This is a genomic window from Streptomyces sp. NPDC005799, assembly GCF_040630525.1.
GTDB classification, from domain to species: domain Bacteria; phylum Actinomycetota; class Actinomycetes; order Streptomycetales; family Streptomycetaceae; genus Streptomyces; species Streptomyces griseorubiginosus_B.
On record NZ_JBEXXQ010000031.1, the window covers coordinates 1 to 22,996 of the forward strand.

Annotated in this window: 21 protein-coding genes; 7 read left to right on the forward strand and 14 right to left on the reverse strand. The window is 71.8% G+C overall.

The window, feature by feature from the left end; all coding sequences use genetic code 11:
• Window positions 1-188: 188 nt before the first annotated feature.
• A complete protein-coding gene (locus tag ABZ453_RS28000) occupies window positions 189-1,124 on the forward strand; it encodes a DMT family transporter (RefSeq protein ID WP_359019104.1) in 936 nt (311 codons plus the stop codon).
• 21 nt (window positions 1,125-1,145) lie between these two features.
• On the opposite strand, the gene ABZ453_RS28005 is transcribed toward ABZ453_RS28000, so the two are convergent.
• The 10 genes from ABZ453_RS28005 to ABZ453_RS28050 all read right to left on the reverse strand — a co-directional run bounded on the left by ABZ453_RS28005 (window position 1,146) and on the right by ABZ453_RS28050 (window position 13,273).
• Window positions 1,146-2,225, reverse strand: coding sequence for a Zn-dependent alcohol dehydrogenase (locus ABZ453_RS28005; protein ID WP_359018913.1), 1,080 nt, complete (start codon window positions 2,223-2,225; stop codon window positions 1,146-1,148).
• A gap of 11 nt (window positions 2,226-2,236) precedes the next feature.
• Window positions 2,237-3,625, reverse strand: a complete 1,389-nt coding sequence (locus tag ABZ453_RS28010; protein WP_359018915.1) for an aldehyde dehydrogenase family protein — start codon at window positions 3,623-3,625, stop codon at window positions 2,237-2,239.
• A gap of 106 nt (window positions 3,626-3,731) precedes the next feature.
• Complete coding sequence (locus ABZ453_RS28015) at window positions 3,732-5,069, reverse strand: ABC transporter ATP-binding protein (protein ID WP_133047211.1); 1,338 nt, start codon at window positions 5,067-5,069, stop codon at window positions 3,732-3,734.
• A 161-nt stretch (window positions 5,070-5,230) separates the two neighbouring features.
• A complete protein-coding gene (locus ABZ453_RS28020) occupies window positions 5,231-5,953 on the reverse strand; it encodes a class F sortase (protein WP_359018918.1) in 723 nt (240 codons plus the stop codon).
• Complete coding sequence (locus tag ABZ453_RS28025) at window positions 5,940-6,686, reverse strand: hypothetical protein (RefSeq protein ID WP_359018920.1); 747 nt, start codon at window positions 6,684-6,686, stop codon at window positions 5,940-5,942. The genes ABZ453_RS28020 and ABZ453_RS28025 overlap by 14 nt, the downstream gene beginning before the upstream one ends.
• A 101-nt stretch (window positions 6,687-6,787) precedes the next feature.
• A complete protein-coding gene (locus ABZ453_RS28030) occupies window positions 6,788-8,032 on the reverse strand; it encodes an MFS transporter (protein WP_359018922.1) in 1,245 nt (414 codons plus the stop codon).
• Window positions 8,033-8,053: 21 nt separating this feature from the next.
• Window positions 8,054-9,451, reverse strand: a complete 1,398-nt coding sequence (locus tag ABZ453_RS28035; protein WP_359018924.1) for a citrate:proton symporter — start codon at window positions 9,449-9,451, stop codon at window positions 8,054-8,056.
• 150 nt (window positions 9,452-9,601) lie between these two features.
• On the reverse strand, window positions 9,602-11,839 hold the full coding sequence (locus ABZ453_RS28040; protein WP_359018926.1) for a molybdopterin oxidoreductase family protein: 2,238 nt from the start codon (window positions 11,837-11,839) through the stop codon (window positions 9,602-9,604).
• Between the two features lie 115 nt (window positions 11,840-11,954).
• Window positions 11,955-12,572, reverse strand: coding sequence for a TetR family transcriptional regulator (locus ABZ453_RS28045; RefSeq protein ID WP_133047217.1), 618 nt, complete (start codon window positions 12,570-12,572; stop codon window positions 11,955-11,957).
• Window positions 12,569-13,273, reverse strand: coding sequence for a hypothetical protein (locus ABZ453_RS28050; RefSeq protein WP_359018929.1), 705 nt, complete (start codon window positions 13,271-13,273; stop codon window positions 12,569-12,571). The genes ABZ453_RS28045 and ABZ453_RS28050 overlap by 4 nt, the downstream gene beginning before the upstream one ends.
• Window positions 13,274-13,432: 159 nt before the next feature.
• Here ABZ453_RS28050 and hmgA point away from each other — a divergent pair, with 159 nt between their 5' ends.
• The 3 genes from hmgA to ABZ453_RS28065 are packed head-to-tail and all read left to right on the forward strand — an operon-like array spanning window position 13,433 to window position 16,735.
• Complete coding sequence (hmgA, locus tag ABZ453_RS28055; RefSeq protein WP_359018931.1) at window positions 13,433-14,758, forward strand: homogentisate 1,2-dioxygenase; 1,326 nt, start codon at window positions 13,433-13,435, stop codon at window positions 14,756-14,758.
• Window positions 14,759-14,784: 26 nt separating this feature from the next.
• Window positions 14,785-15,534 (forward strand): GntR family transcriptional regulator, encoded by a 750-nt coding sequence (locus ABZ453_RS28060; protein ID WP_359018933.1) that lies wholly within the window; start codon window positions 14,785-14,787, stop codon window positions 15,532-15,534.
• Between the two features lie 40 nt (window positions 15,535-15,574).
• Entirely contained in the window at window positions 15,575-16,735 is a 1,161-nt protein-coding gene (locus ABZ453_RS28065) for a type ISP restriction/modification enzyme (protein WP_359018935.1), read from the forward strand.
• Here the strand turns inward: ABZ453_RS28065 and ABZ453_RS28070 are convergent.
• Window positions 16,732-17,451, reverse strand: a complete 720-nt coding sequence (locus tag ABZ453_RS28070; protein ID WP_359018936.1) for a TetR/AcrR family transcriptional regulator — start codon at window positions 17,449-17,451, stop codon at window positions 16,732-16,734. The genes ABZ453_RS28065 and ABZ453_RS28070 overlap by 4 nt on opposite strands.
• A gap of 63 nt (window positions 17,452-17,514) precedes the next feature.
• On the opposite strand from ABZ453_RS28070, the gene ABZ453_RS28075 reads away from it, so the two are divergent.
• Window positions 17,515-18,483, forward strand: coding sequence for an ATP-binding cassette domain-containing protein (locus tag ABZ453_RS28075; protein WP_359018938.1), 969 nt, complete (start codon window positions 17,515-17,517; stop codon window positions 18,481-18,483).
• Window positions 18,480-19,262, forward strand: coding sequence for an ABC transporter permease (locus ABZ453_RS28080; RefSeq protein ID WP_359018940.1), 783 nt, complete (start codon window positions 18,480-18,482; stop codon window positions 19,260-19,262). Before ABZ453_RS28075 ends, ABZ453_RS28080 begins: the two co-directional genes overlap by 4 nt.
• Before the next feature lie 210 nt (window positions 19,263-19,472).
• Here ABZ453_RS28080 and ABZ453_RS28085 read toward each other — a convergent pair whose 3' ends face one another.
• From ABZ453_RS28085 to ABZ453_RS28095, 3 genes are all read right to left on the reverse strand, one after another.
• Complete coding sequence (locus tag ABZ453_RS28085) at window positions 19,473-19,742, reverse strand: hypothetical protein (protein WP_208780505.1); 270 nt, start codon at window positions 19,740-19,742, stop codon at window positions 19,473-19,475.
• Window positions 19,743-19,868: 126 nt separating this feature from the next.
• Window positions 19,869-20,687 carry an anti-sigma factor gene (locus ABZ453_RS28090; RefSeq protein ID WP_359018942.1) on the reverse strand — a complete coding sequence of 273 codons (819 nt, stop codon included), beginning with the start codon at window positions 20,685-20,687 and terminating at the stop codon, window positions 19,869-19,871.
• Window positions 20,684-21,277 (reverse strand): sigma-70 family RNA polymerase sigma factor, encoded by a 594-nt coding sequence (locus ABZ453_RS28095; RefSeq protein ID WP_359018944.1) that lies wholly within the window; start codon window positions 21,275-21,277, stop codon window positions 20,684-20,686. The genes ABZ453_RS28090 and ABZ453_RS28095 overlap by 4 nt, the downstream gene beginning before the upstream one ends.
• Before the next feature lie 177 nt (window positions 21,278-21,454).
• Here ABZ453_RS28095 and ABZ453_RS28100 point away from each other — a divergent pair, with 177 nt between their 5' ends.
• Window positions 21,455-22,987: a DUF4331 domain-containing protein gene (locus ABZ453_RS28100; RefSeq protein ID WP_359018945.1), complete on the forward strand. Its 1,533-nt coding sequence runs from the start codon at window positions 21,455-21,457 to the stop codon at window positions 22,985-22,987.
• Window positions 22,988-22,996 lie beyond the last annotated feature (9 nt).

Here is a 22,996-nt window from a genome sequence, read left to right on the forward strand (position 1 = left end):
GTCGCGCGGTTCCCCGCACCCCTGGAGATGCAGCCGTTCCTTCAGAGGCGCGGGGAACCGCGCGACCGGCCACAACCAGCCCGCACCCGGCACGACACCCCAGCCACCCTCCCCCCTGGCCGCCCCCACCCCACCGTCCGATATCCGCCAGCCGTCACCGCCTCGCCGTGCCTAACCTCAGGAGCATGATGAACGCCAGTCCGACGACGAACCGCGCCGGCATCCACGCGGCGGCCGCGGCCGCCGTGACCGTCGTGCTCTGGGCCTCCGCCTTCGTGTCGATCCGGAGTGCCGGAACCGCCTACTCCCCCGGCGCCCTCGCGTTGGGACGTTTGCTGTCCGGCTCCGTCGTGCTCGGCGTCATCCTGGTCGTACGGAGGGCGGGGCTCCCCCCGCGCTCGGCCTGGCGCGGCATCCTGATATCCGGCGTCCTCTGGTTCGGCTTCTACGGCGTCGTCCTGAACTGGGGCGAGCAGCAGGTCGACGCCGGCACCGCGGCCCTGGTCGTGAACATCGGCCCCATCCTCATCGCCCTGCTCGGCGCGAAGATCCTCGGCGACCCCATGCCGCCCCGTCTGCTGGCGGGCATGGCGGTGTCGTTCGCCGGGGCCGTCGCCGTCGGACTGTCGATGTCCGGCGAGGGCGGCTCCTCGGTGCTCGGCGTCGTCCTGTGTCTGCTCGCCGCGATCTCGTACGCGGCCGGAGTCGTCGCCCAGAAACCGGCGCTGGGACAGGCCGGCGCCCTCCAGGTGACGACCTTCGGCTGTCTGGTCGGCGCGGTGCTGTGCCTGCCGTTCGCCGGGCAGCTGGCGCACGAGGCGGCCCACGCACCCGTGTCGGCGACGCTCAACATGGTGTACCTGGGCGTGTTCCCGCTGGCGCTGGCGTTCACGACCTGGGCGTACGCCCTCGCCCGTACGACCGCCAGCCGCATGGGCGCGACGACGTACGCCGTCCCCGCCCTGGTCGTGCTGATGTCCTGGCTGGCGCTCGGCGAGGTGCCGGGGCTGCTGACGCTCGCGGGCGGGGCGCTGTGCCTGGCCGGCGTCGCGGTGTCCCGGTCCCGGCCCCGGGCGGCGGCGAGCGGCGTCGTGGCAGAGCCGCAGCGCGAGGAGGTGCCGTGAGCCGAGGCGGCGGCCTATCGCTCAGAACACCACGAGTGCCCGGCCGCCCTTCCCCGCGAGCATGTTCTCGAAGGCGGCCGGGATGCCGTCCAGGGCGATCCGCTCGGTGACGAGCGCGCCCAGGTCGAGGCGGCCGGAGCGGACGTGGTCGGCCAGGACCGGGAGGTCCTTCGCCGGGTCCGTGTTGCCGTAGACGCAGCCCGAGAGGGTGCGGCCCCAGTGGAAGATCTCCAGCGCGTTGAAGGTGACCTGCTGGTCCTTGCCGCCGATGCCGACGACCGTCGTACGGCCGCCCCGGCGGGTGGAGTCCCAGGCGGTGCGGATGGTCGTCGCGCGGCCCACGCACTCGATCGCCGCGTCGACGCCCTGCTTGCCGGTCAGCCCCCGGATCTCGCGGGCCGTGGTGTCGGACGCGAGCACGTAGTCGGTGGCACCGGCCGCGCGCGCCAGCTCCTCCTTCTGTGGGGAGACGTCGACCGCGACGATGCGGGAGGCTCCCGCGATACGGGCCCCTTGCAGCGCCGCCAGGCCCACTCCCCCGACGCCGTACACCGCGACCGTCTCGCCGGGCCGGACCTTCGCCGCGTGGTGGACGGCGCCGTAGCCGGTGAGGACCGCGCAGCCCAGCAGGGCCGCGTCGGTGAGGGGGATGCCGGTGGGGAGCGGCAGGACGCAGCCCGCCGGGACGACGGTCTCCTCGGCGAACGCGGCCACGTTGAGCCCGGGATGCAGTTCGGTGCCGTCGGCGGTGCGGGCGTACACGTCCGCCGCGCCGTTCAGGGCGTTGGCGCACAGCCAGACCTCGCCCAGCGAGCAGGCGTGGCAACTGCCGCAGGACGGGGCCCAGTTGAGGACTACCTCGGCGTCCGGGGCGACATGCGTGACGCCCTCCCCGACGGCGACGACCGTGCCGGCGCCCTCGTGGCCGAGCACGGCGGGCACCGGCACCCGCATGGTGCCGTTGGACAGGGACAGGTCGGAGTGGCACACCCCGGCCGCGGCGAGCCGCACCCGGACCCGGCCGGGGCCCGGGTCGGGAAGCTCGATGTCCGTGATCTCCAACGGGGCGCCCACTGCGGGCAGTACGGCTGCGCGAACCACGGAAACGCTCCTCAGAACTGCAGGGACTTGGTCTGGAGGTACTCGGCGAGACCGTGCGTGCCGAGCTCGCGGCCGACGCCGGACTGCTTGTAACCGCCGAAAGGGGCGAGGGGGTTGAAGCGGCCGCCGTTGATGTCGACCTGCCCGGTGTCCATCCGGCGGGCGAAGGCGACCGCCTCCGCCTCGTCGCCGGCCCACACGGCACCCGCGAGGCCGTACACCGTGCCGTTGGCGATGCGCAGGGCGTCCTCCTCGTCCTCGTAGCGCAGGACGGACAGGACCGGGCCGAAGATCTCCTCCTGGGCGACGGTCATCTCGGGGGTGACGTCCGCGAGGACGGTCGGGGAGACGAAGTAGCCCTGCTCGCGCGGCGATTCGGGTCCGCCGGCGACCAGCCGCGCTCCGTCCGCGACGCCCTTCTCGATGTAACCGAGCACCCGTGCCCGCTGTTTGGCGTTCACCACGGGACCGATGCGGGAGCCGTACTTGGCGGCGGCGGTGGCGGCCAGCTCGACCGCCTCCTCGTACTGGTCGCGGTGCACCAGCATCCGGGTCCAGGCGCTGCAGGTCTGGCCGGAGTTGGACATGACGTTGGCGACGCCGACGTTGACCGCCTTGGCCAGGTCGGCGCTCGGCAGGATGACGTTGGCGGACTTGCCGCCGAGCTCCAGGGCGACCCGCTTCACGGCCGCGCCCGCCGTCGCGCCGATCCGCCGGCCCACCGCCGTCGACCCGGTGAAGGAGACCAGGTCGACATCCGGGTGCTCGGCGAGGGCCTGCCCGGCGACCGGTCCGAGCCCGGTGACCAGGTTGAAGACACCGGCCGGCACACCCGCCTCGTGGACCGCCTCGGCGAAGAGCTGGGCGACCAGCGGGGTGTCCTCGGCGGGCTTCAGCACGACGGTGCAGCCCGCCGCGAGCGCCGGGGCGACCTTGGCGACGATCTGGTGGAGCGGGTAGTTCCAGGGCGTGATCGCGCCGACCACGCCGACCGGCTCCAGGTAGACCGTCGAGTTCCCGTGCTTCTCCTCGAAGGCGTACGCCGTCGCGAGGTCGGCGTACGAGCCCGCCACGGCGATCGGCACGGCGGCGTGGACGTTCTGCGAGAACTGCGGCGGCGAGCCGAGCTCTGCGGTGACCGTCTCGGCGATCTCGTCCTTGCGGGCGACGAGGACGTCCCGCAGGGCGGCCAGCCGCGCGCCCCGCTCGGCGGGCGGGGTGGCGGCCCAGCCCGGGAAGGCGGCGCGGGCGGCCCGTACCGCCGCGTCCACGTCCTCGGCCGTCCCCGCGGGGACATGCCCGATGACCTGCTCGTCCACCGGGTTCACGACGTCGATCACGTCCCGGCCCGCGGCGGAACGCCACTCCCCGTCGATGTACATGCCGTCATGTGCCTTCATGGTGCTCCTCAGGGCAGCGCCGCGGTTCGCGTCCCAACCTACCGACAGCCACATAAACTAGCGACGGTAGTTTTGAAACGCCAGACACCGCCGTCCGTGAGCACCGTCAGCCGTCGAGATCGGGCAACCTCGCCGGAGCCGGGCAGATCCGCTCACCGTGCTGGTCGAAGACGAACAGGTGGGCGATGTCGACCAACAGCGGCACCTGGAGCCCTCGGCGCAGATCGATGTCGGGCGTCGTGCGGACCACCAGATCACCGGGGAGACGCGGCTCGGCCGGGGCCGGGGCCGGCTCCGCGTCCCGCGACTCGTCGTCGAGCACCACCACGGGCCCGGCCCGCAGCGCCTCCGCCCGGTCCTTCAACCGGCCCAGGACGCTCGTCCCCCCGCGTCTCCGCCGGGCCTGCCTCCCGGGGCGCGGGGCCTCCAGATCCGGTACGACGGCGGGCTGTGAACCGGTGTTGAAGTGCACCAGCACCTCGTGCCCCTGGAACTCCACATGCTCGACCAGCCCGGTCAGCGGCACCTCCCCCGGCCGGGCGGAGCTGTGCTTGGCGATGCGGACGGCCTCCGAACGCAGCCCGACGATCACCTCCCTGCCCTGCTGGACCCGGAGCAACTGGTGGTCCAGGGACAGCGGTTCGGGCAGCCGGAGGAACTGCTTACCCAGGCTGATGGTCATCGCGCCGTCCAGCGGTGCCCGCACCAGGCCCCGCAGCAGATTGATGCGCGGGGTACCGATGAAGGCGGCGACGAAGACGTTGCGGGGCAGGGCGTAGACCGTGCGCGGGCTGCCCACCTGCTGCAGGACGCCGCCGCGCAGTACGGCGACCCGGTCGCCGAGCGACATGGCCTCGGACTGGTCGTGGGTGACGTACACCGTGGTGACGCCCAGCTCCCGGGTGAGCGCGGCGATCTCGGCGCGCAGATGGTTGCGGAGCTTGGCGTCGAGGTTGGACAGCGGCTCGTCCATCAGGAAGGCGGAGGGGTGGCGGGCGATGGCCCGGCCCATCGCGACGCGCTGGCGCTCGCCGCCGGAGAGCTGGCTGGGGAAGCGGTCCAGGAGGTCCTCGATGCCGAGCATGCGGGCGGTGGCGTCGACCCTGGGGCGCGGGTCCTCGCCGGGGTTCTCCACCCGCAGCGGGAAGCCGATGTTGCCGCGGCCGGTCATGTTCGGATAGAGGGCGAAGTTCTGGAACACCATCGCCATGTTCCGCTCGGACGGCAGGAGTTCGCCCGCCTCCTCGCCGTCGAGCAGCAGCCTGCCCTCGGTGATCTCCTCCAGCCCGGCGATCATCCTGAGCACCGTGGACTTCCCGCAGCCGGAGGGCCCCAGCAGGACCAGGAACTCGCCGGGCCGGATGTCCAGCGACAGCCGGTCCACCACGCGGACGCCCCGCGTGTAGGTCTTGGTCACGTCGTACAGAGAGATGGCGCGTGTCATGTCCGGTGCCCCCGAGGGCTGCAGGCGCTGGTGCTCCGCCGTCCGATGGCCTCGTGCGGGTCGTACGAGGTCTGTGGGTCACGGAAATTAACGGAATGTGTGCGGCCGGGGGAAGAGTCAGGGCGGTTCGGTTCGGTCCGTGAGAAAGCGGACGATCAGATTCAGTGTCCGGCCGGGGCGTCGAGGGTCCGTGTGAGGTGCGCGAAGACGACGACGTTGCTGGTGTAGCCCGTCCTGCGGGTGTAGAGACCTCCGCAGGTCAGAACCCGGAGTTCGGGGCGCCGGCTGGGGCCGTACACCTCCTTGTCGGGGAAGTGGGTCTTGTCGAAGACCCGTACCCGGTCCACGGTGTAGACGGCGGTACGGCCGTCGGCGCGCCGGGCCTCGATGCGGCCGCCGCGCGGGACCTGCGCGAGGGCGGCGAAGACGGCGGGGCCGGTACGGGTGTCGCGGTGGCCGACCGCGATGGCGGTGCCGTTCTCGCCCGGCGAGGGCCCGTCCTGGTACCAGCCGACGAGCTTGGGCTTGTCGAGCGGCGGCGTCTTGAGCTGCCGGTCGGGACCGAGGCTCAGTCCGATGACCGGCGCGTCGATCCCCAGGGACGGTACGCGCAGTGCGGTCGCCGGTGACCGGGGCAGGGGCTTGGGCGGGACAGCCGGTTCGGCCGAGGCCTTCCCCTCGGTGGCGGCGGAGCCTCCGGCGGCCCCCGGGGCCGGGTCGGCGGGGGCTTCCACGGACGCCCCGGCCCTGGCGGACGCATGCGGCTCGTGGTCGCCCCCGCACCGGACGACCGTCACCAGGACGGCCACGATCGCGGCCGTCCTGGTGAGGCGGTAGGCGCGGGTCCGGTACCAGGGCCTGCGTCTGCGCCTACGCGGCACCATGCGAGCGGCGGCGGAGGACCCGGATGTACACGCCCGCACTGATGGCGACCAGCCCGACGGCCGCGGCCGCGCTCAGCGGGGTGTACGCCTGCACGGTGTCGACGAGGCCACCGCCGCCGGCGTGCACGCCGCCCTTCGGCCCGCCGTCCTCGTGGCCGCCCCCGGAGCCGCCCTCGTGGCCGCCCCCGGAGCCGCCCCAGGAACCGGCGCCGGGACCCGCAGCCTCACGGCCGTGGTCCTCGATGGTCCGGCCCGGGTCCTGGGCCCGGTCGTGGTCGCGCCGGCGGTTGCAGTCGACGACGAAGACCTTCTCCTTGGGGGCGACGGTGGGGACGGCGGTGGGGGCACCGGCGACCGGCGGGATGGTCCACTGCAGCGTGTACCTGCCGTCGGCCAGGCCCAGCGTGTCGGTGTGACCGGCGCCGCCGGCGAGGGCGATGGAGCCGCTCACGGTGGCCGCCGTGGGCAGCGGGGGCTGCGCCTTGATGGTGTAGTTGACGGTCGTCAGGTCGCCGAAGTTCTCCGCGTCGAGGTAGAACCTGCAGACGACGGGATCGTCCTTCGAGACACCGTAGGGCACCCGCTCATTGTGGATCCTGATGTCGGCTCCGTCTCCGGGGGCGGCCACGGCGGCCGGTGCCGCGGCCAAGGAGGCCCCTGCCGCGGTGAGGACGGTGAGGGCCGCGGCGCCGAGACGGGCGCCGACGGCGGACGGGGGCATCAAGGTGGGCATGGATGTTCCTCCGAGTCAGACGATTTTCACACAAATCGCTCTTTCACCTGACTCTCTTTCACATCCGTGCCATACGGGCGGGAGCCCTGCCCGACGCGCCGTCAGATATCGCTCGACCGGCGCAACACAGTGCCGGCCCGGCCCTCCCGGCGGACGAATCCGGCCCCCGGACCGCCGCCCGGAGCCGACGACGACCGCACCGCCACCCCCGCCGACAGCAGCAACAACCCGCCCAGCATCACGAACGGCGCCGCCACTCCGGCCACCCCCGCCACCAGCCCCGCCGCGGCCGGCGCGGCCACCTGGCCGAGGCGGTTGCCGGTCAGCCGCAGCGCGAGGGCGGTGGAACGGGCGCCGTCGGGGGCGGCCTGCACGACCGTCGTCATGGACAGCGGCTGTCCGACGCCGAGGCAGAAGCCGAGCGCGGCCAGCATCAGACCGAGCGCCCACACCGGCACCGGCAGGGCGATGCCCGCGCACAGCAGGGCGGCGAGCAGACAGGTCACCGTCAGCAGCAGGGGGCGGCCGAGCAGCCGGAGCAGCGGGGTCAGGACGAGCCGGCAGGCGATGGTCGCCCCGGCGCGCAGACTGAGCAGCACGCCGATCACCGACGGCGCGATGTCCCGGTGCTGGCCGACGACCGGGAGATACGCGGTGAGGATGTCCGTGGCGGACAGCACCGAGAGGCTGATGAGCATGCCCGCCGGGACGCCCCGGGCGCGCAGGATGCCGCCGACGGGAACGCGATCGCCTTGTGGGGGACGGGACTTGAGGGCCGTACGGTCCTCGATGCGCCACAGCGAGGTGAACGCGACGGCCCCGCCCGCGCCCGCCACCACCAGGGCGAGTGCGCTCGTGCCCGCCATGTCGGGCCCGCCGATCAGCGCGCCCGCGGCGATCGGGCCGACGAGCTGGCCGAGGGAGGCGCCGATGGTGAAGTGGCCGAAGTTGCGGTCCTGTTCGTGCGGTGCGGACTGGCGGGCGACCAGGGACTGGGCGCCGATCACGAAGCAGAGGTGGCCGAGGCCCATCACGCCGCTCCAGACCGCCATCGCCCACAGGGAGCCCGCGAGTCCGCTCAGTACGCAGCCGCCGGCGATGAGGACGACGCCGACGGGCAACAGGGGCGCGCAGCGGCCGTGGTCGGTGCGCCGCCCCAGCGGTACGGCGGCGAAGAGGGGGAGCAGGGCGTAGACGCCCGCGATGACGCCGACGGCCCGCTCGTCGGCGCCCAGCGCCAGGGCCCGGTAGGAGACGGCGGGCCGGGCCATCGACACCGCCCCCTGCGCGAAGGAGAAGGCGATGACGAGGCGGAGCAGCCAGCCGCGGTTTCCACCGGGCCTCATGGGACGAACCTCCGTGTGCGGTCAGATGATGCCGAAGAGGATCCCTGCCCCGAGCACGACCAGTGATGTGAGCGCGGCCCACTTGACCACGAACCTGGTGTGGTCGCCGAACTCCACCTTGGCCATGCCGACCAGGACGTAGACGGCGGGGACGAGCGGGCTCGACATGTGCAGGGGCTGGCCGACGAGGGAGGCGCGGGCGATCTCCAGGGAGGAGACGCCGTGGGCCTGGCCGGCCTCGGCGAGGACGGGGAGGATGCCGAAGTAGAAGCCGTCGTTCGACATGAAGTACGTGAGCGGGATGCTCAGGACGCCGGTGACGAAGGCCATGTGCGGGCCCATTCCGTCGGGGATGTTGTCCACCAGCCACTTCGCCATGTGGTCGACCATGCCGGTGCCCTGCAGGACGCCGGTGAAGACGGCGGCGGCGAAGACCATGCCGGAGACGTTGAGGACGTTCTCGGCGTGGGCGCCGAGGCGGGCCTTCTGGTCGGGCATGTGCGGGAAGTTGACGGTGAGCGCGAGCGCGGCGCCGAGCAGGAACAGCACCGGGATCGGCAGCCACTCCATGATCATGGCGGTGAGCAGGGCGACCGTGAGCAGCGTGTTGAACCAGTACAGCTTGGGCCGCAGGGTGGGCCGTTCGGGGTCGAGGCCCTGGAAGCCGTCGTCCTCGGGCTGTTGGGGCAGGTCCGCGCCGGTGTCCGAACCGCCGCCGCTCTTGGGGCGCTTGGCGGTACCCGCGCCGACCAGCACCGTCTCCTGCTCGGCGGGCTCCTCCACGAGCACCTCGTCCAGCGTCAGCACGCCGAGCCGCCCCCGCTCACGGCGGCCGAGGACGTACGCGAGGGCGATGACGAAGAGCAGGCCCACGGCGAGTGCCGGGATCATCGGCACGAAGATGTCGCTGGCGTCGAGCTTCAGCGCGGTCGCCGCGCGGGCCGTCGGACCGCCCCAGGGGAGCGTGTTCATCACGCCGTTGGCCATCGCGGCCACACCGGTCATCACGACCAGGCTCATCTTCAGGCGCTTGTAGAGCGGGTACATCGCCGAGACGGTGATCATGAAGGTGGTGGAGCCGTCGCCGTCGAGCGAGACGATCGCGGCGAGGAGCGCGGTGCCGACGACGATCCGGAGCGGGTCGGCCCTGCAGAACCTCAGGATTCCCCGGACGATCGGGTCGAAGAGGCCGACGTCGATCATCACACCGAAGTAGACGATCGCGAACATGAGCATCGCCGCGGTGGGCGCGAGGCTGGTGACGCCGTCGATGACGTAGTCACCGAGCTTGGCGCCCTTGCCCACGAACACGCAGAACAGCGCGGGTATGAGCACGAGTGCCGCGATCGGCGACATCTTCTTCAGCATGATCAGGACCAGGAAGGTCGCGATCATGGCGAAGCCGAGGATGGTCAGCATGAGTGGATACCTAACGTTCGCCCTTGAACATCCCACCGGGCAGGCGGTGCGACGACGTTAGGTCCGTTCAAACGGCGTTAACAAGTAGTTGACCTGTGAGCAATAAGCGCAAAACCGCAGGTCACGGCTTTGCTCAGGTCGGCGGGCGGGTCACACGGCCACGACGGCCGTGATATCCACCGGCACTCCGTTGAGGACCGCGTTCCCCGACAGCGGGTCGAGGAGGCTGCCGTCGAGGAGCTGGTTGACGTTGACGCCGGGCTCGGTGGCGGCGTGGCGAAGCCGGGTGCCGGGCCGGTCGTGGCCCCAGCCGTGCGGCAGGCTCACCACGCCCCGGCGCACCCCGTCGGTGACCTCGGCGCGGGCGGTGACCTCTCCCCCGGCGCCCTTGACCCGTACCGGCGCCCCGTCGCGCACGCCGAGCCGCTCGGCGTCCTCGGGGTGGATGTGCAGGGTGCAGCGGTTGGAACCGCCGGTGAGGGCGGGGACGTTGTGCATCCAGCTGTTGTTGGACCGCAGATGCCGGCGCCCGACCAGCACGAGCCCTTCGGGGCGCTCGCGCAACGCCCGCCGCAGGCGCGGCAGATCGTCGGCGATCGGCTGCGGCAGCAGCTCGACCTTGCCGCTGCTGGTCTTCAGCGGCTGCGGAAGGCGGGGGCGCAGGGGGCCGAGGTCGATGCCGTGCGGATGCGCGAGCAGGCGTTCCAGGGACAGCCCGTCCGGTCGTATGCCGAAGCCGTCGCCGTAGGGGCCGAGGCGCAGCATCATGTCGAGCCGCCGCTCCGGGCCGCTGACGCCGGTGAGCTGTGCGGCGAGTTCCTTGGTGTCGCGGCCGTGCACGGGCGAGTGGGGTTCCTTGACCGCCTTGCCGAGGGCCTGGCCGATGACGAGGTCGTCCACGGCGGAGGGGTCGGCGCCGTGCATGCCGGTCGCGGCCAGGATCAGCCGGGCGAGGATCTCGGTCTCCGCCATGCGTCCGGGCTCCAGCGGGACGGCGGGGCGGCTGTAGCGGACCTGGTTGCGCACGGCGAGGGTGTTGAAGGCGAAGTCGTGGTGCGGGCTCTGGGAGGGCGGGGGCGGCGGCAGGACGACGTCGGCGTGGCGCGAGGTCTCATTGAGGTAGGGGTCGACGCTGACCATGAAGTCGAGGGAGTCCAGGGCCTTGTCGAGCCGGTCGCCGTCGGGCGCGGAGAGCACGGGGTTGGTGGCGACGGCGATCAGGGCGCGGATCGGCTCGCCCTCCGCGGTCGCCGTGTCGATCTCCTCGGCGAGCGCCGAGAGGGGCAACTCCCCTTTCGCCTCGGGATGCCTGCTCACCCGTGAGTGCCAGCGGCCGAGGGCGAACCCGTGGCCGGGTCCGGCGGGGCGGGGGGTCCTGTCCGTGGCCGCCTGTGGGAAGAGGGCGCCGCCGGGCCGGTCGAGGTTGCCGGTGAGGACGTTGAGCACGTCGACGAGCCAGCTGCCGAGGGTGCCGTACGGGACGGTGCAGCTGCCGATGCGTCCGTACACGGCGGCGGTCTGGGCGGCGGCGAGTTCGCGGGCGAGGGCACGGACGGTGCCGGCGTCGACGTCGCAGGCGTCGGCGACGGCCTCGGGGGTGAAGTCCCGTACGGCCGCCCGCACTTCCTCGACGCCCTCGACGTGCGGTGCCAACTCGCCGAGTTCCACGAGGTCTTCCTCGAACAGGACGTGTGCCATCGCCGCGAGGAGCAGGGCGTCGGTGCCGGGGCGGATCGCGATGTGGCGGTCGGCGAGCTTCGCGGTGCGGGTGCGGCGGGGGTCGATGACGGTGAGGGTGCCGCCGCGGGCCTTGAGGGCCTTGAGCTTGCCGGGGAAGTCGGGAGCGGTGCACAGACTGCCGTTGGACTCCAGCGGGTTGGCGCCGATCAGCAGCAGATGGTCGGTGTGGTCGAGGTCCGGCACGGGGATCGCGTTCGCGTCGCCGAAGAGCAGTCCGCTGGAGACGTGCTTGGGCATCTGGTCGACGGTGGAAGCGGTGAAGACGCTGCGTGTGCCGAGCCCGGCGAGCAGGACCGGCGGATAGAGGGCGCCGGCCATGGTGTGCACGTTGGGGTTGCCCAGGACGACGCCGACGGAGTTCGGCCCGTACCGCTCGACGACGGGACGGATGCCCGCGGCGACCGCGTCGAAGGCCTCGTCCCAGGTGGCCTCGCGCAGCTCCCCGTCCCTGCGCACCAGCGGTGCGCGCAGCCGGTCCGGGTCGCCGTCGACGGCGCCGAACAAGGCGCCCTTGGGACAGATGAACCCCTTGCTGAAGACGTCGTCCCGGTCGCCGCGGGCGCCGGTGACCCTGGTTCCCTCGATGGTCAGCGTCAGCCCACAGGTGGCCTCGCACAGGGGGCAGATTCGCAGGGCGGTGCGGGACACGGGTCCTCCTGGGGCAGCGGTGCCTGTTTCAGGGGAGCATACCGACCGGTATGAACGGAGGGGAGCCCTCTTCGGGAGTGAGGTCGCAAAACAGGTCGCAGACCCGCGAGCCCGGTCAGTCCAGAACCCGCGCCAGATACGCCCGCAGCATCTCCCGGGCCTCCTCGATGATCTTCTCGTCGCCGTCCGGGGCCACCCGGAAGGCGAGGTGGACCAGGGTGTCCGCGGTCTCCACGGCGATCAGGAACGTACGGCGCAGATCGTCGTCCGGTTCGCGGTCCAGATAGCCGGAGAGCAGATCGGTGAGGCGGTCGGCGACACGGTGGTTGGGTTCGGCGTGCCGGGAACCCACCGGGATCTGGTTGCCGAAGTCGACGAGGGAGAAGCCGGGGGCGGTGCGCTTCATGGCCAGGTACTCGTCGAGCACGGCGTCCATGGCGGTGCGCCAGCCACCCTCGGTGGACTTCTTCAGCCGCTCGGTGACGCGTTCGGTGAAGCGCTCGAGGTTGCGCTGGGCGAGGGCGTCGGCCATCTGCCGCTTGTTGCCGAAGAAGCGGTAGACCGAGCCGATGGGGACGCCCGCGCGCAGTGCCACGGCACGGGTGCTCAGGTCGTCGTAGCCGACCTCGTCGAGGAGGTCGGCGCAGGCGTCGAGGATCCTGGTGAGCCGTTCGGCACTGCGCCGTTGCACGGGCGCACGGCGTAGCGATGTCGCGTGGGGCACGGGTTTCATGATGCCTTTCCGACGCGGTCCGGTGAACCTCGCCCCTCGGTACGGAGATCGATGCCGGACGCGCTCATGGCGGCCGAGTCCGGGGTGGCGCCGGGTCCGGCGGAGGCGGCCGATGTCCCGCCCGACGGGGAGGGAGCCCCCGGTGTCCCGCCGGGAGTGCCCGAGGCGCCCGGCGTCCCGCCCGGCGTGGTGTCCGGCTCCGACACCGTGATGTCGGCCGTGCTCTGCACCGGCTTGCCCTTCACGGCCCACACCGTGCCGTCGTCGGCGTACAGCCGGGCGGTGACGTGGTGGGTGCCGCGGGTGACCAGGCGGGCCGGGAGGCGGTAGGCGGTACCGCGCAGCCGGGTGACGGGCCGGTCGTCGACGAACAGGGAGGCGAAGCCGCGTCCGGCCACGGGTTTCGCCTTCGTGCCGCCGGGCGAGAAGCGGAAGTGGTGGACGGTCAGCCGTACGTCCCAGGTGTTGTGTGCGTCGGGCAGTACCTCGATGCCGACGTCGGGAGCGCCCTTCTTGTCCACCTGGCGCAGCCGTCTGCCCTGCGGGTCGGTGTCGTCGAGGAGCTTGCCCACCGGCGACGTCGACGTCTCACCCTTCCCGTCCGTTCTCTCGTGCGCGTCGCTCGACCCGCAGCCCGCGGATCCGGCCAGCAGCAGGACACAGGCCGCGAGCACGGCAAGGAGTCCCCGCGTCCACGACATGCCCGGGAGCGTAGAACACCGGTACGACAGGCGAATCCCCCTGGAGTCTTGTTCTGGTTCCTCCCTGATGAGGAGGGCCGTGGGGCCGGGGTCCCCCTTGCGCCGGCCGGAGCGCAATCCTATGGTGAGGCATAGGAATCAAGTCGCGAAGGAGCGGCCATGAGCGGGGACGCGCGCAAGACGGCGGAGGGGCTGAGCTACCTTTCCGGTTTCGGCAACGAGCACAGCTCGGAGGCGGTACCCGGCGCCCTGCCCGAGGGCCGCAACGCCCCGCAGCGCGCCCCCCTCGGGCTCTACGCGGAGCAGCTCAGCGGCACGGCGTTCACCGAGCCGCGCGCCCACAACCGCCGCTCCTGGCTCTACCGCATCCGCCCCTCGGCCGCCCACCCGGCGTTCACGGAGACGCACAACGGCTGGATCCGCACGGCTCCCTTCACGGAGTCGGTGCCGGATCCCAACCGCCTGCGCTGGAACCCCCTGCCGGAGCCCGCGGAGGGCACCGACTTCCTGGCCGGCCTGTGGACCCTCGGCGGCAACGGCGACGTCACCCAGCGCACCGGCATGGCCGTGCACCTCTACCACGCCACCGCCTCCATGGACCGCGTCTTCAGCGACGCCGACGGCGAGCTGCTGATCGTCCCGGAGCGCGGCGGGCTGCTGCTGCGCACGGAGTTCGGGCTGCTGCACGCGGAACCGGGCCATGTGGCGCTGATCCCCCGTGGGGTGCGCTTCCGGGTGGAGCTGCTGGACGCTTCAGCCCGCGGATATGTGTGCGAGAACTACGGCGCCCCCTTCCGCCTCCCCGACCTCGGCCCGATCGGCGCCAACGGTCTCGCCAACGCCCGCGACTTCCTCGCACCCGTCGCCGCCTACGAGGACGTCGAGGGCCCGGTGGAGGTGGTCAACAAGTTCTGCGGCAACCTCTGGACCGCCACCTACGACCACTCCCCGCTCGACGTGGTCGCCTGGCACGGCAACCACGTCCCGTACGTCTACGACCTGCGCCGCTTCAACGTCATCGGCAGCATCTCCTACGACCACCCCGACCCGTCGATCTTCACGGTGCTGACGTCCCCGTCGGACACCCCCGGACTGGCCGGCGTCGACTTCGTGGTGTTCGCGCCGCGCTGGCTGGTGGGCGAGGACACCTTCCGGCCGCCGTACTTCCACCGGAACGTGATGAGCGAGTACATGGGGCTCGTCGAGGGCGCCTACGACGCGAAGACGGCCGGGAAGGGGGGTTTCGTGCCGGGCGGCGGCTCGCTGCACAACATGATGTCGGCGCACGGCCCGGACCGGGAGACGTTCGACCGGGCGAGTGCGGCGGAGCTGGGGCCGCAGAAGATCGACGACGGGCTGGCGTTCATGTTCGAGACGCGCTGGCCCGTCCTGCTCACCGCGCACGCGGCCCAGGCGGACCATCTGCAGCCGCACTACGACGACGTGTGGCGGGGACTCCAGCGCCACTTCCGGCCGTTGCGCTGATCGCCCACGACCGGTACGGATAGCCCGTGACCTCCTTCGCCCCGGACTCGATCGTCCTGAACCGCAAGCTGCCGCTCTGGTACCAGGTCTCGCAGTCCCTGCGCGCCTCGATACTCGGCCGCTCGCCCCAGGACCCCCTGCGGCTGCCCACCGAGGAGCAGTTGGCGGGGCACTACGGGGTCAGCGTGCTCACCATGCGGCAGGCGCTGAAGGAACTGGAGGACGAGGGCCTGATCACCCGGCACCGGCGCCGCGGCACCTTCATCGAGCCCGCCGCCCGCCGGGCCGCTCCGGTGCGGCTGCTCGGCTCGGTGGACGCGATCGTGGCCCAGCAGTCCGGCATGACGACCGAGCTGCTGGACCACGGCAGCGCCTCGGTGCCGCCCGAACTCGCCGAGTTCTTCCCGGGGATCGGCGAGGTGGCCACGTACCACCGGCTGCGCGGCGACGAGAAGACGGGCGAGCCGACCAACCACGCCCGCAACTACGTGCGTCCGGACATGGCCGCGCGGATCGACCCCTCGGACCTGGTGCGCCGGCCCATGACCAAGGTGCTGCGGGACGTCGTGGGCGCGGACATCAGCCGCATCACGGACACCGTGGAGGCCCGGCTGGCCGACCCGGAGACGGCCCGGCTGCTCCAAGTCCCCCTGCTCAGCCCGATCCTGCACTACACGGGGGTGACGTACGACACCGCGGGGCGGGTCCTGGACGTGGCGGTGATCCACTATCGCGGGGACCGCTTCTCCTTCACGGTGACTCTGGACGCCACGTGAGCTCACCAGCCCCCCGTACCTGTCGGCCGATGGTCGTACGATGCCCAGCGTGACGCACGACGACGCTCCGCCGCTGGCGGACCTCATGCCGTGGTCCGTCGCACCGCCGCGGCTCGGCCGGGGGTGGCCGACGGGCCCCGACGCGGCAACCCTGAAAGCCCGCTGGGACGCCCTGCTGAAGGCGGACGGTCCGGACCGTGAGGCCCTGTTCGAGCCGACGCGCTCCCGCACATCGCACACGGCGGTGGGGCAGCTCCCGGGGCAGTCGAGCGGCACGGAGAAGCTGATCCGCGCCTCCGGTCCCTGCCCCGAGCCGGTACGGGTCCTGCACGCGCCCTTCGACGAGCAGTGGCTGATCCCCGACCACCGCCTGATCGACACCGCCCGACCGGAACTGTGGCGGGTGGCGGACGAACAGCAGATCTTCGTCGTGGAGACTCCGTCGGAGACCGACGGTCCGCATCTGCTCGCCACCTCCCACCTCCCCCTGCTCCGCCCCGGTCGCATCCGCCCGCTCTACCGTCGCCCGGGCGGCGCCGAACCCAACCTGGCGCCGGGCCTGACGGAGCATCTGGGCACCCGGCTCGGAACGCCGGTGCGGGCGCCGGACGTTCTGGCCTGGATCATGGCCACGGTCCGCCAGGACCTCACCGTGCCCCTCCCTGAGGATCCCGAGCTCTGGTCCCGGGGCGTGGAGTTGGGCCACCGTCTGCTGTGGCTGATGCGGCGCGACGGCGAGCGGCCCCGACTCCCCGGCGGCCGCCGCCCCTACGTCCGCGCCCCGCTCCCCTCGCGTCCCCTCACCCTCGACTACGACCGCGACGAGGAGACCCTGCTGCTGGACGAGGGCCGCATCTCCCCCGTGCCACCGGAGGCCTGGGACTTCGAGGCGGCCGGAGTCCGGGTGCTGGAGCAGTGGTTCGGCGCGCGGACGGCGGAGCCCGAGCCGGGCACCCTGTCGGCGATCCGCCCGGCGACCTGGCCGCAGGCGTGGACGTCGGAACTGCTGGAGCTGATCACGGTTCTGGCTCTGCTGGCGGAACTACGGCCGCAGCAGCGGGAGTTGACGGTACCGGCCACGATCACGGCGAGCGAGCTGACGACGGCGGGCGTGCTGCCGGTGCCGGAGGCCGCACGCCGGCCTGCCTCGGTCCTGGACCACCACGAGGAGGGCCCGGAGGGCCAGTTCGCGCTGATCTAGCCTCTGGCGGGGTCAAAGGCGTCGAGGACCCTCTGCATCGCCAGGTCGAAGACGGCGTCCAGGTCGATCGGCCCCGGGTCCTCCATGAACGCCGCCGCCATCCGGGGATACGCCCCGCCGGCGATCTGGCTCCCCAGATAGGCGATCCGCACCGCGTTCTCCTGCTCCTCGGACCAGGGCAGGTTCCTCGTGCGCTCGGCCGTGGCGAGCTCGCTGGAGACGTACATCGTCACCACGCCGTTGAGCAGCCCGATCAGCTGCATCTTCATGCCGTACGTCATGTCCTCGAGCGGATCCAGGCAGGCCAGGCAGTGCTCGAGGTACCGCAGGGCGTTCGGGCTGAAGCCGTACACCGGTGACATCAGCCGCGGGAGCCAGGGATGGCGGTGCATGAGCGTCCGCGTCTGGTGCGCGACCCGCGTCATGTCGGCCCGCCAGTCCCCGCTCGGCTCCCACGGCTCGTGCTCCCCGCTGACCGCGTCCACCATCAGCTCGTACAGGTCCTCCTTGCGGGGGACGTAGTTGTAGAGCGACATGGTCCCGCATCCCAGCTCGGCCGCGACATGCCGCATCGACACCGCGTCCAGCCCGCCCGCGTCGGCGAGTTTCACCGCCGCCGCCGCGATGTCGGCACGGGTGTACGCCGGTCTCGGCCCCCGCCCCGTCCGCTCGGGCCTGGCCCAGATCACTTCGGGTACCGCCGCTCGGCCCGCCATCGATCATCACCTCGGCCACCATCGTAGTTACGTACACCGTACGTAGTGCGCTATGGTCGGGACATGACTTCTACGTACGCTGTACTTAGTGAAGGTCTGGAGAAGCGCTTCGGCGAGGTGCACGCCGTGCGGGGGCTGGATCTCGCGGTCGCCGAGGGCACGGTCTGCGGGATTCTCGGGCCGAACGGGGCGGGCAAGACGACGGCCGTACGGCTGCTGACGACGCTGCTGCGGCCGGACGCGGGGTCGGCCCGGGTGGCGGGGCACGACCTCGTCCGGGAGCCCGCGGCCGTACGCCGGCACATCGGCGTCACCGGGCAGTACGCGTCGGTCGACGGCGACCTCACCGGCCGGCAGAACCTGCGGCTGTTCGCCCGGCTGCACCGGGTGCGGGACGCGGCCGCCCGGGCCGACGAGCTGCTGGAACGTTTCGGGCTCACCGAGGCCGCGGGCCGGACCGCCGCCACCTACTCCGGCGGGATGCGCCGCCGGCTCGACCTCGCCGCGAGCCTGATCCGCCGGCCGGCCGTCCTGTTCCTCGACGAGCCCACCACCGGGCTCGACCCGGCCAGCCGCAACCGGATCCGGGACGCCGTGCGCGAGCTCAAGCGGGACGGCACGACCGTGCTGCTGACCACGCAGTACCTGGAGGAGGCGGATCAACTCGCCGACGACATCGCCCTGGTGGCCCGCGGCCGGGTCGCGCACACCGGGTCGCCCGCCCAGCTCAAGGCCCTCATCGGCTCGTACGCGGAAGCCGTCGTCGGCCACGAGGACGCGCTCACCGGCGCGGCGGCCGTCCTGGACCGGCTCACCGGCGCCGAGCCGTTGTTCGACCGGGAGCGCAACGCGGTGGGCGCCGTCACCACCGACCCGACCCTCACCCTCCCGCGCCTGGTGCGCGAACTGGACGCGGCGGGCGTGCCGTTGATCGACGCCAGCCTGCGCCCGCCGACCCTCGACGACGTCTTCCTCCGGCTCACGGACGCGGGCCCGGACGACTCCCCCGATCACAAGGAGCTTGTGGCATGAGCGCGTTGACGTACGACGGCCTGGCGATGGTCGGCCGGCAGCTGCGGCGGGTCCGCAACAACCCGGGCCTCGCCGTCCTCACCCAGGTCATGCCGATCAACATGCTGCTGTTCTTCGGCTATGTCTTCGGCAGCGCCCTCGCGGTGCCCGGGCGCGAGTACCGGTCCTTCCTGGTCCCCGGGCTGCTGGTGGCGACGGCCGCGGGCGGGATCATGACGGGGATGTTCCAGGCGGCGGCCGACTCGCACCGGGGGGTGATGGACCGGTTCCGCACGATGCCGGTGAGCCGGGCGGCCGTACCGCTCGGGCAGGCGGTGGCCGATCTCGTGGTCACGGCGATCGGGACGGTGCCGCTGCTGCTGGTCGGGCTCGCGGTGGGCTGGCGGATCGAGGGGTCACCGGCCGGGACCCTGGGCGCGGTGGGGCTGCTGCTGCTCTTCCGGTTCGCCTGCACGTCCCTGGGGATCTGGCTGGGGCTCCTCACCCGCAGCGAGGACGCGGCCGGTCAGCTCGGGGCCTCGACCTTCGTCCTGCCCCTGCTGTCCAACGCCTACATCCCGACCGACGGTCTGCCGGGCTGGCTGCGCGTCCTCGCCGAGTGGAATCCGATCAGCGCGGTCACGACGGCCCTGCGCGACCTGTTCGGGAACGCGCCGGTGCCGTCGGGTGCCGCCTGGCCGGTGGCACATCCGATCGCCGGGTCACTGCTGTGGTGCGCGGCGCTGATCGCCGTGTTCCTGCCGCTGGCCGTGCGGAGGTACGCGCGCGGGGAGCGCTGACCTCCACGGCCATCGACGTGGGCGGAGTCGGACCGGGGTACGGAGCGGGTGGGTCGTACCGGAGGTGACGGATCGGGGACGTGGCCGCGCCCGGGGTGAACCCGGGCGTCGCTGCATGCCGTGGGGATGATGGACGACGAGATCGCAGCGCTGTGCCGGACGGCGCGGCGAACCGAGCGCGGCCCCTTGCCAGGCGGACGCCGGTGTTTCTCAGCGCCCGCCGAACAGCGAACGCGTGAGCCGACGCAGCGGCGCGAACAGCGAAACGCGGCGGACCCGCGCACCCCGGTCGCTGCGGGTCTGCGTGGTGTCACGAGCGGTCAGCTCGAGCATCAGCGAGGTCGCCTCGGCCGTCTTCTGCTGCGGCACGGCGGGACCCGCCAGCACCGAGAGATGACGGTCCAGACGCGAACTGCTCGCGCTGCTCCCGTAGGTGATCGCAGGGACCCTGGCCCTGCTGCGCACTGTTATCTGTTCCATGTCACTCCCCACCCGTACGAGTCCACCCGGCCCGGGCAGGGTAACCCTATCGCCCCAACCGGGCACTCGTGTATCGCGGTCACAGGATTCACCTTCCCCGTACGGGTGTTGACGACGCCTCGGTCGTCACTCTCCGAATCCAACCGATTTCAGGGCGAGTTGGACAATTGACTGGCTGGTGGGCTGCGGGGAACCCCCGTCGGGCTCGACGGTCACTGCGAGTGATGTAGCAGACTTGTTGAGACCGGTCGCGACCAAGGGCGTGTCGCCGGTCGAGAAGAGCCCCAGGGAGCGTGGTTGCGCGCCGGGGCGCATGAGCCACAGCTGGTGCACCCGTCCGCCGGGCGGGACGTCGTATCCGCTCAGCGTGACGATCGCCTGTCCCTCGGAGGCGGAGGCGACCACCGCGAGACTTCGCCCCTGGGCGTCCCTGCCCGCACTCGCGCGGGCGTCCGGAGCTGCGAGAACGTGGGCGATCTCACGTGACTGCGCCCGCTCCGCGTCCAGCCGGTCCTGCGTCCGGTTGGCCTGGACGGCGAAGAGCGAGGCGACCACGAGGGCCGCGGCGGCCGTCGCGGTGGCGAGCGGCGCGAACAGGGGGCGGCGCTCGCGGGGCGCACGGGAGCGTGCCGGCGGCGGCTGCGTGCCCCAGACGTGCGGCGGCAGCTGGGGCGTGTGCTCCCGCACCGGCCCATGATCCTGCGGAGTGGCGCGTACGGCGGCCAGCACCCGGTCGCGCATCGCGGGCGGCGGCTGGGCGGCCGTGGACCAGGCGAGGCGGACCGCGTCCTCGGACAGCGCCCGCACCTCGGCGGCACAGGAGGGGCACGACTTCAGGTGCCGCTCGAAGCGCACCCGCTCGGCGGGCTCCAGGGCGTCGAGCGCGTAGGGGGCGGCGAGCGAGTGCAGATCCTCTCGGCCCAGCATCCGGTCGAGGAGACTCATGCGACACCTCCCAGGCACTTGCGCAGCTGGGTGAGTCCATCGCGCATACGGGTCTTGACGGTGCCCAGCGGCAGCGAGAGCCGCTCGGCCACTTCACGGTACGTGTAACCGTCGTAGTAGGCGAGCGTGACGGACTGGCGCTGCAGCGCGGTGAGGCGGTCCAGGCAGCGGCGCACCAACTCGCGCTCCAGGCCCGCCTCCACCTCCTCGGTCACCTGGTCGAAGGCGGTGCTGTGGGCCCGGCGGGCCTCGCGCTGCTCGCGTTCGCCGGCCGCGCGGGCGCTGCGCACCCGGTCGACGGCGCGACGGTGGGCGAGGGTGAGGATCCAGGACAGCGCGCTGCCCCGGCCGGGGTCGAACCGGGCGGCGGAGCGCCAGAGTTCGAGCAGCACCTCCTGTGCCACCTCCTCCGACTGCGCGGGATCGCGTACGACACGGCGCACCAGCCCGAACACCGGCCCGGACACGAGTCCGTACAGCGCTTCGAAGGCCTTCTGGTCGCCGCCGGCCACGAGTACCAGAAGCTCGTCCGCCTCCACTCGGTCCCTCTCTTCCCGGCCGCACGGGCCCTGTCCTGTCACACCAGGCATTCGCAACGAACGCACCTCCGGATGGGGTTACGGATCAGCGAACCGAAAAAGCGGGTGCGCGCTCGCTGAAACAAGATCTCAAGTTCCGCGTAAGAACGTTTGGGATTCGACCAATCCACCCTGCCGACCGCTCCGAATCAGCGTTCGTCAGGCAAGTTGGGACTGAGGACGGACGGCATGACAACTGACTCCAGGAGCGGCGCGGGACGCAGGAGCATCGCGACCCTCATAGCTGGCGCACTGGCCGCGGGAGGACTCGCGGCCGCCGGCGTGGCAACGCTGGAACCGGGGGCGGCATCCGCCTCCAGCCACCGGGAGGCCCCGCTGATCTCGGGGCAGCCGCAGTACGACAACACGGACCTGTACGCGTTCGTCAGCCCGGACAAGCCGGACACGACGACGCTCATCGCCAACTTCATCCCCTTCGAGGAGCCGGCGGGCGGCCCGAACTTCTACCAGTTCGCGGACGACGCCCAGTACGACCTCCACATCGACAACAACGGGGACGCGCAGGGCGACCTGCTGCTCCGCTACACGTTCAGGACGCAGACGAAGAACAAGAAGTCGTTCCTGTACAACACGGGCGTGGTCAACAATCTGACCGACCCCGACCTGAACATCACGCAGACCTACGACATCGACCTGATCAAGCTGAAGAACCAGCGGGTCGTCTCCAAGACCAAGCTCGCCGACGACATCCCGGTGGCCCCGTCGGACGTCGGCAAGGCGTCGATGCCCGACTACAACAAGCTGCGCGAGCAGGCGATCTACAAGCTCTCCAACGGCGGCCAGACCTTCGCCGGCCAGGCCGACGACCCGTTCTTCGCGGACCTCCGCGTCTTCGACCTGCTGTACGGCGGGAACCTCTCCGAGGTCGGCCGGGACACCCTCAAGGGCTACAACGTCAACTCGATCGCCCTGCAGCTGCCCAACGACATGCTCACGGAGTCCAAGCACCAGCCGGTGGTCGGCATCTGGTCGACCGTCCAGCGCAGGAACGCGCAGGGCTACTACGAGCAGGTCTCCCGCCTGGGCAACCCGCTGGTCAACGAGGTCGTCAACCCGATCAAGGACAAGGACAAGTTCAACGCGTCCTCGCCGTGGGAGGACGGGCAGTTCCTGAAGAACGTGACCAACCCGGAGCTGCCGAAGCTCATCGAGGCGATCTACAAGATCAAGGCGCCGTCGGAGCCGCGCAACGACCTCGTCGACGTGTTCCTCAAGGGCGTCAAGGGCCTCAACCAGCCGCCGTACGTGAAGCCGGCGGAGGAGCTGCGCCTCAACACCTCCATCAAGCCCACCGCCTACCCGAAGCGGCTCGGCGTGCTCGACGGTGACAACGCGGGCTTCCCGAACGGGCGTCGCCTCACGGACGACGTGATCGACGAGGCGCTGCAGGTGATGGAGGGCGAACTGGTCGGTTCCAAGAACGACCTGGGCGACGCGGTCGACAAGAACGACAAGGGCTTCGGCAAGTACTTCCCGTACCTGGCCAACCCGACCTCCGGCTCGCGCGGTGCCACCGCGAAGGGTGTCAGCGGCGGCAACGACGTCAAGAACCAGCTCGGTGACGCGCTGCAGCCGGCGAGCGCGGGCGGCATGGACAACACCACCCTGATCGCCGCCTCCGCGGGCGGCGGCGCGGCCGGCATCGCCCTGATCGGCGCCGGGCTGATGTGGTGGCGCCGGATGCGGAGCCGGGTGTACTAGGCCGGTCCC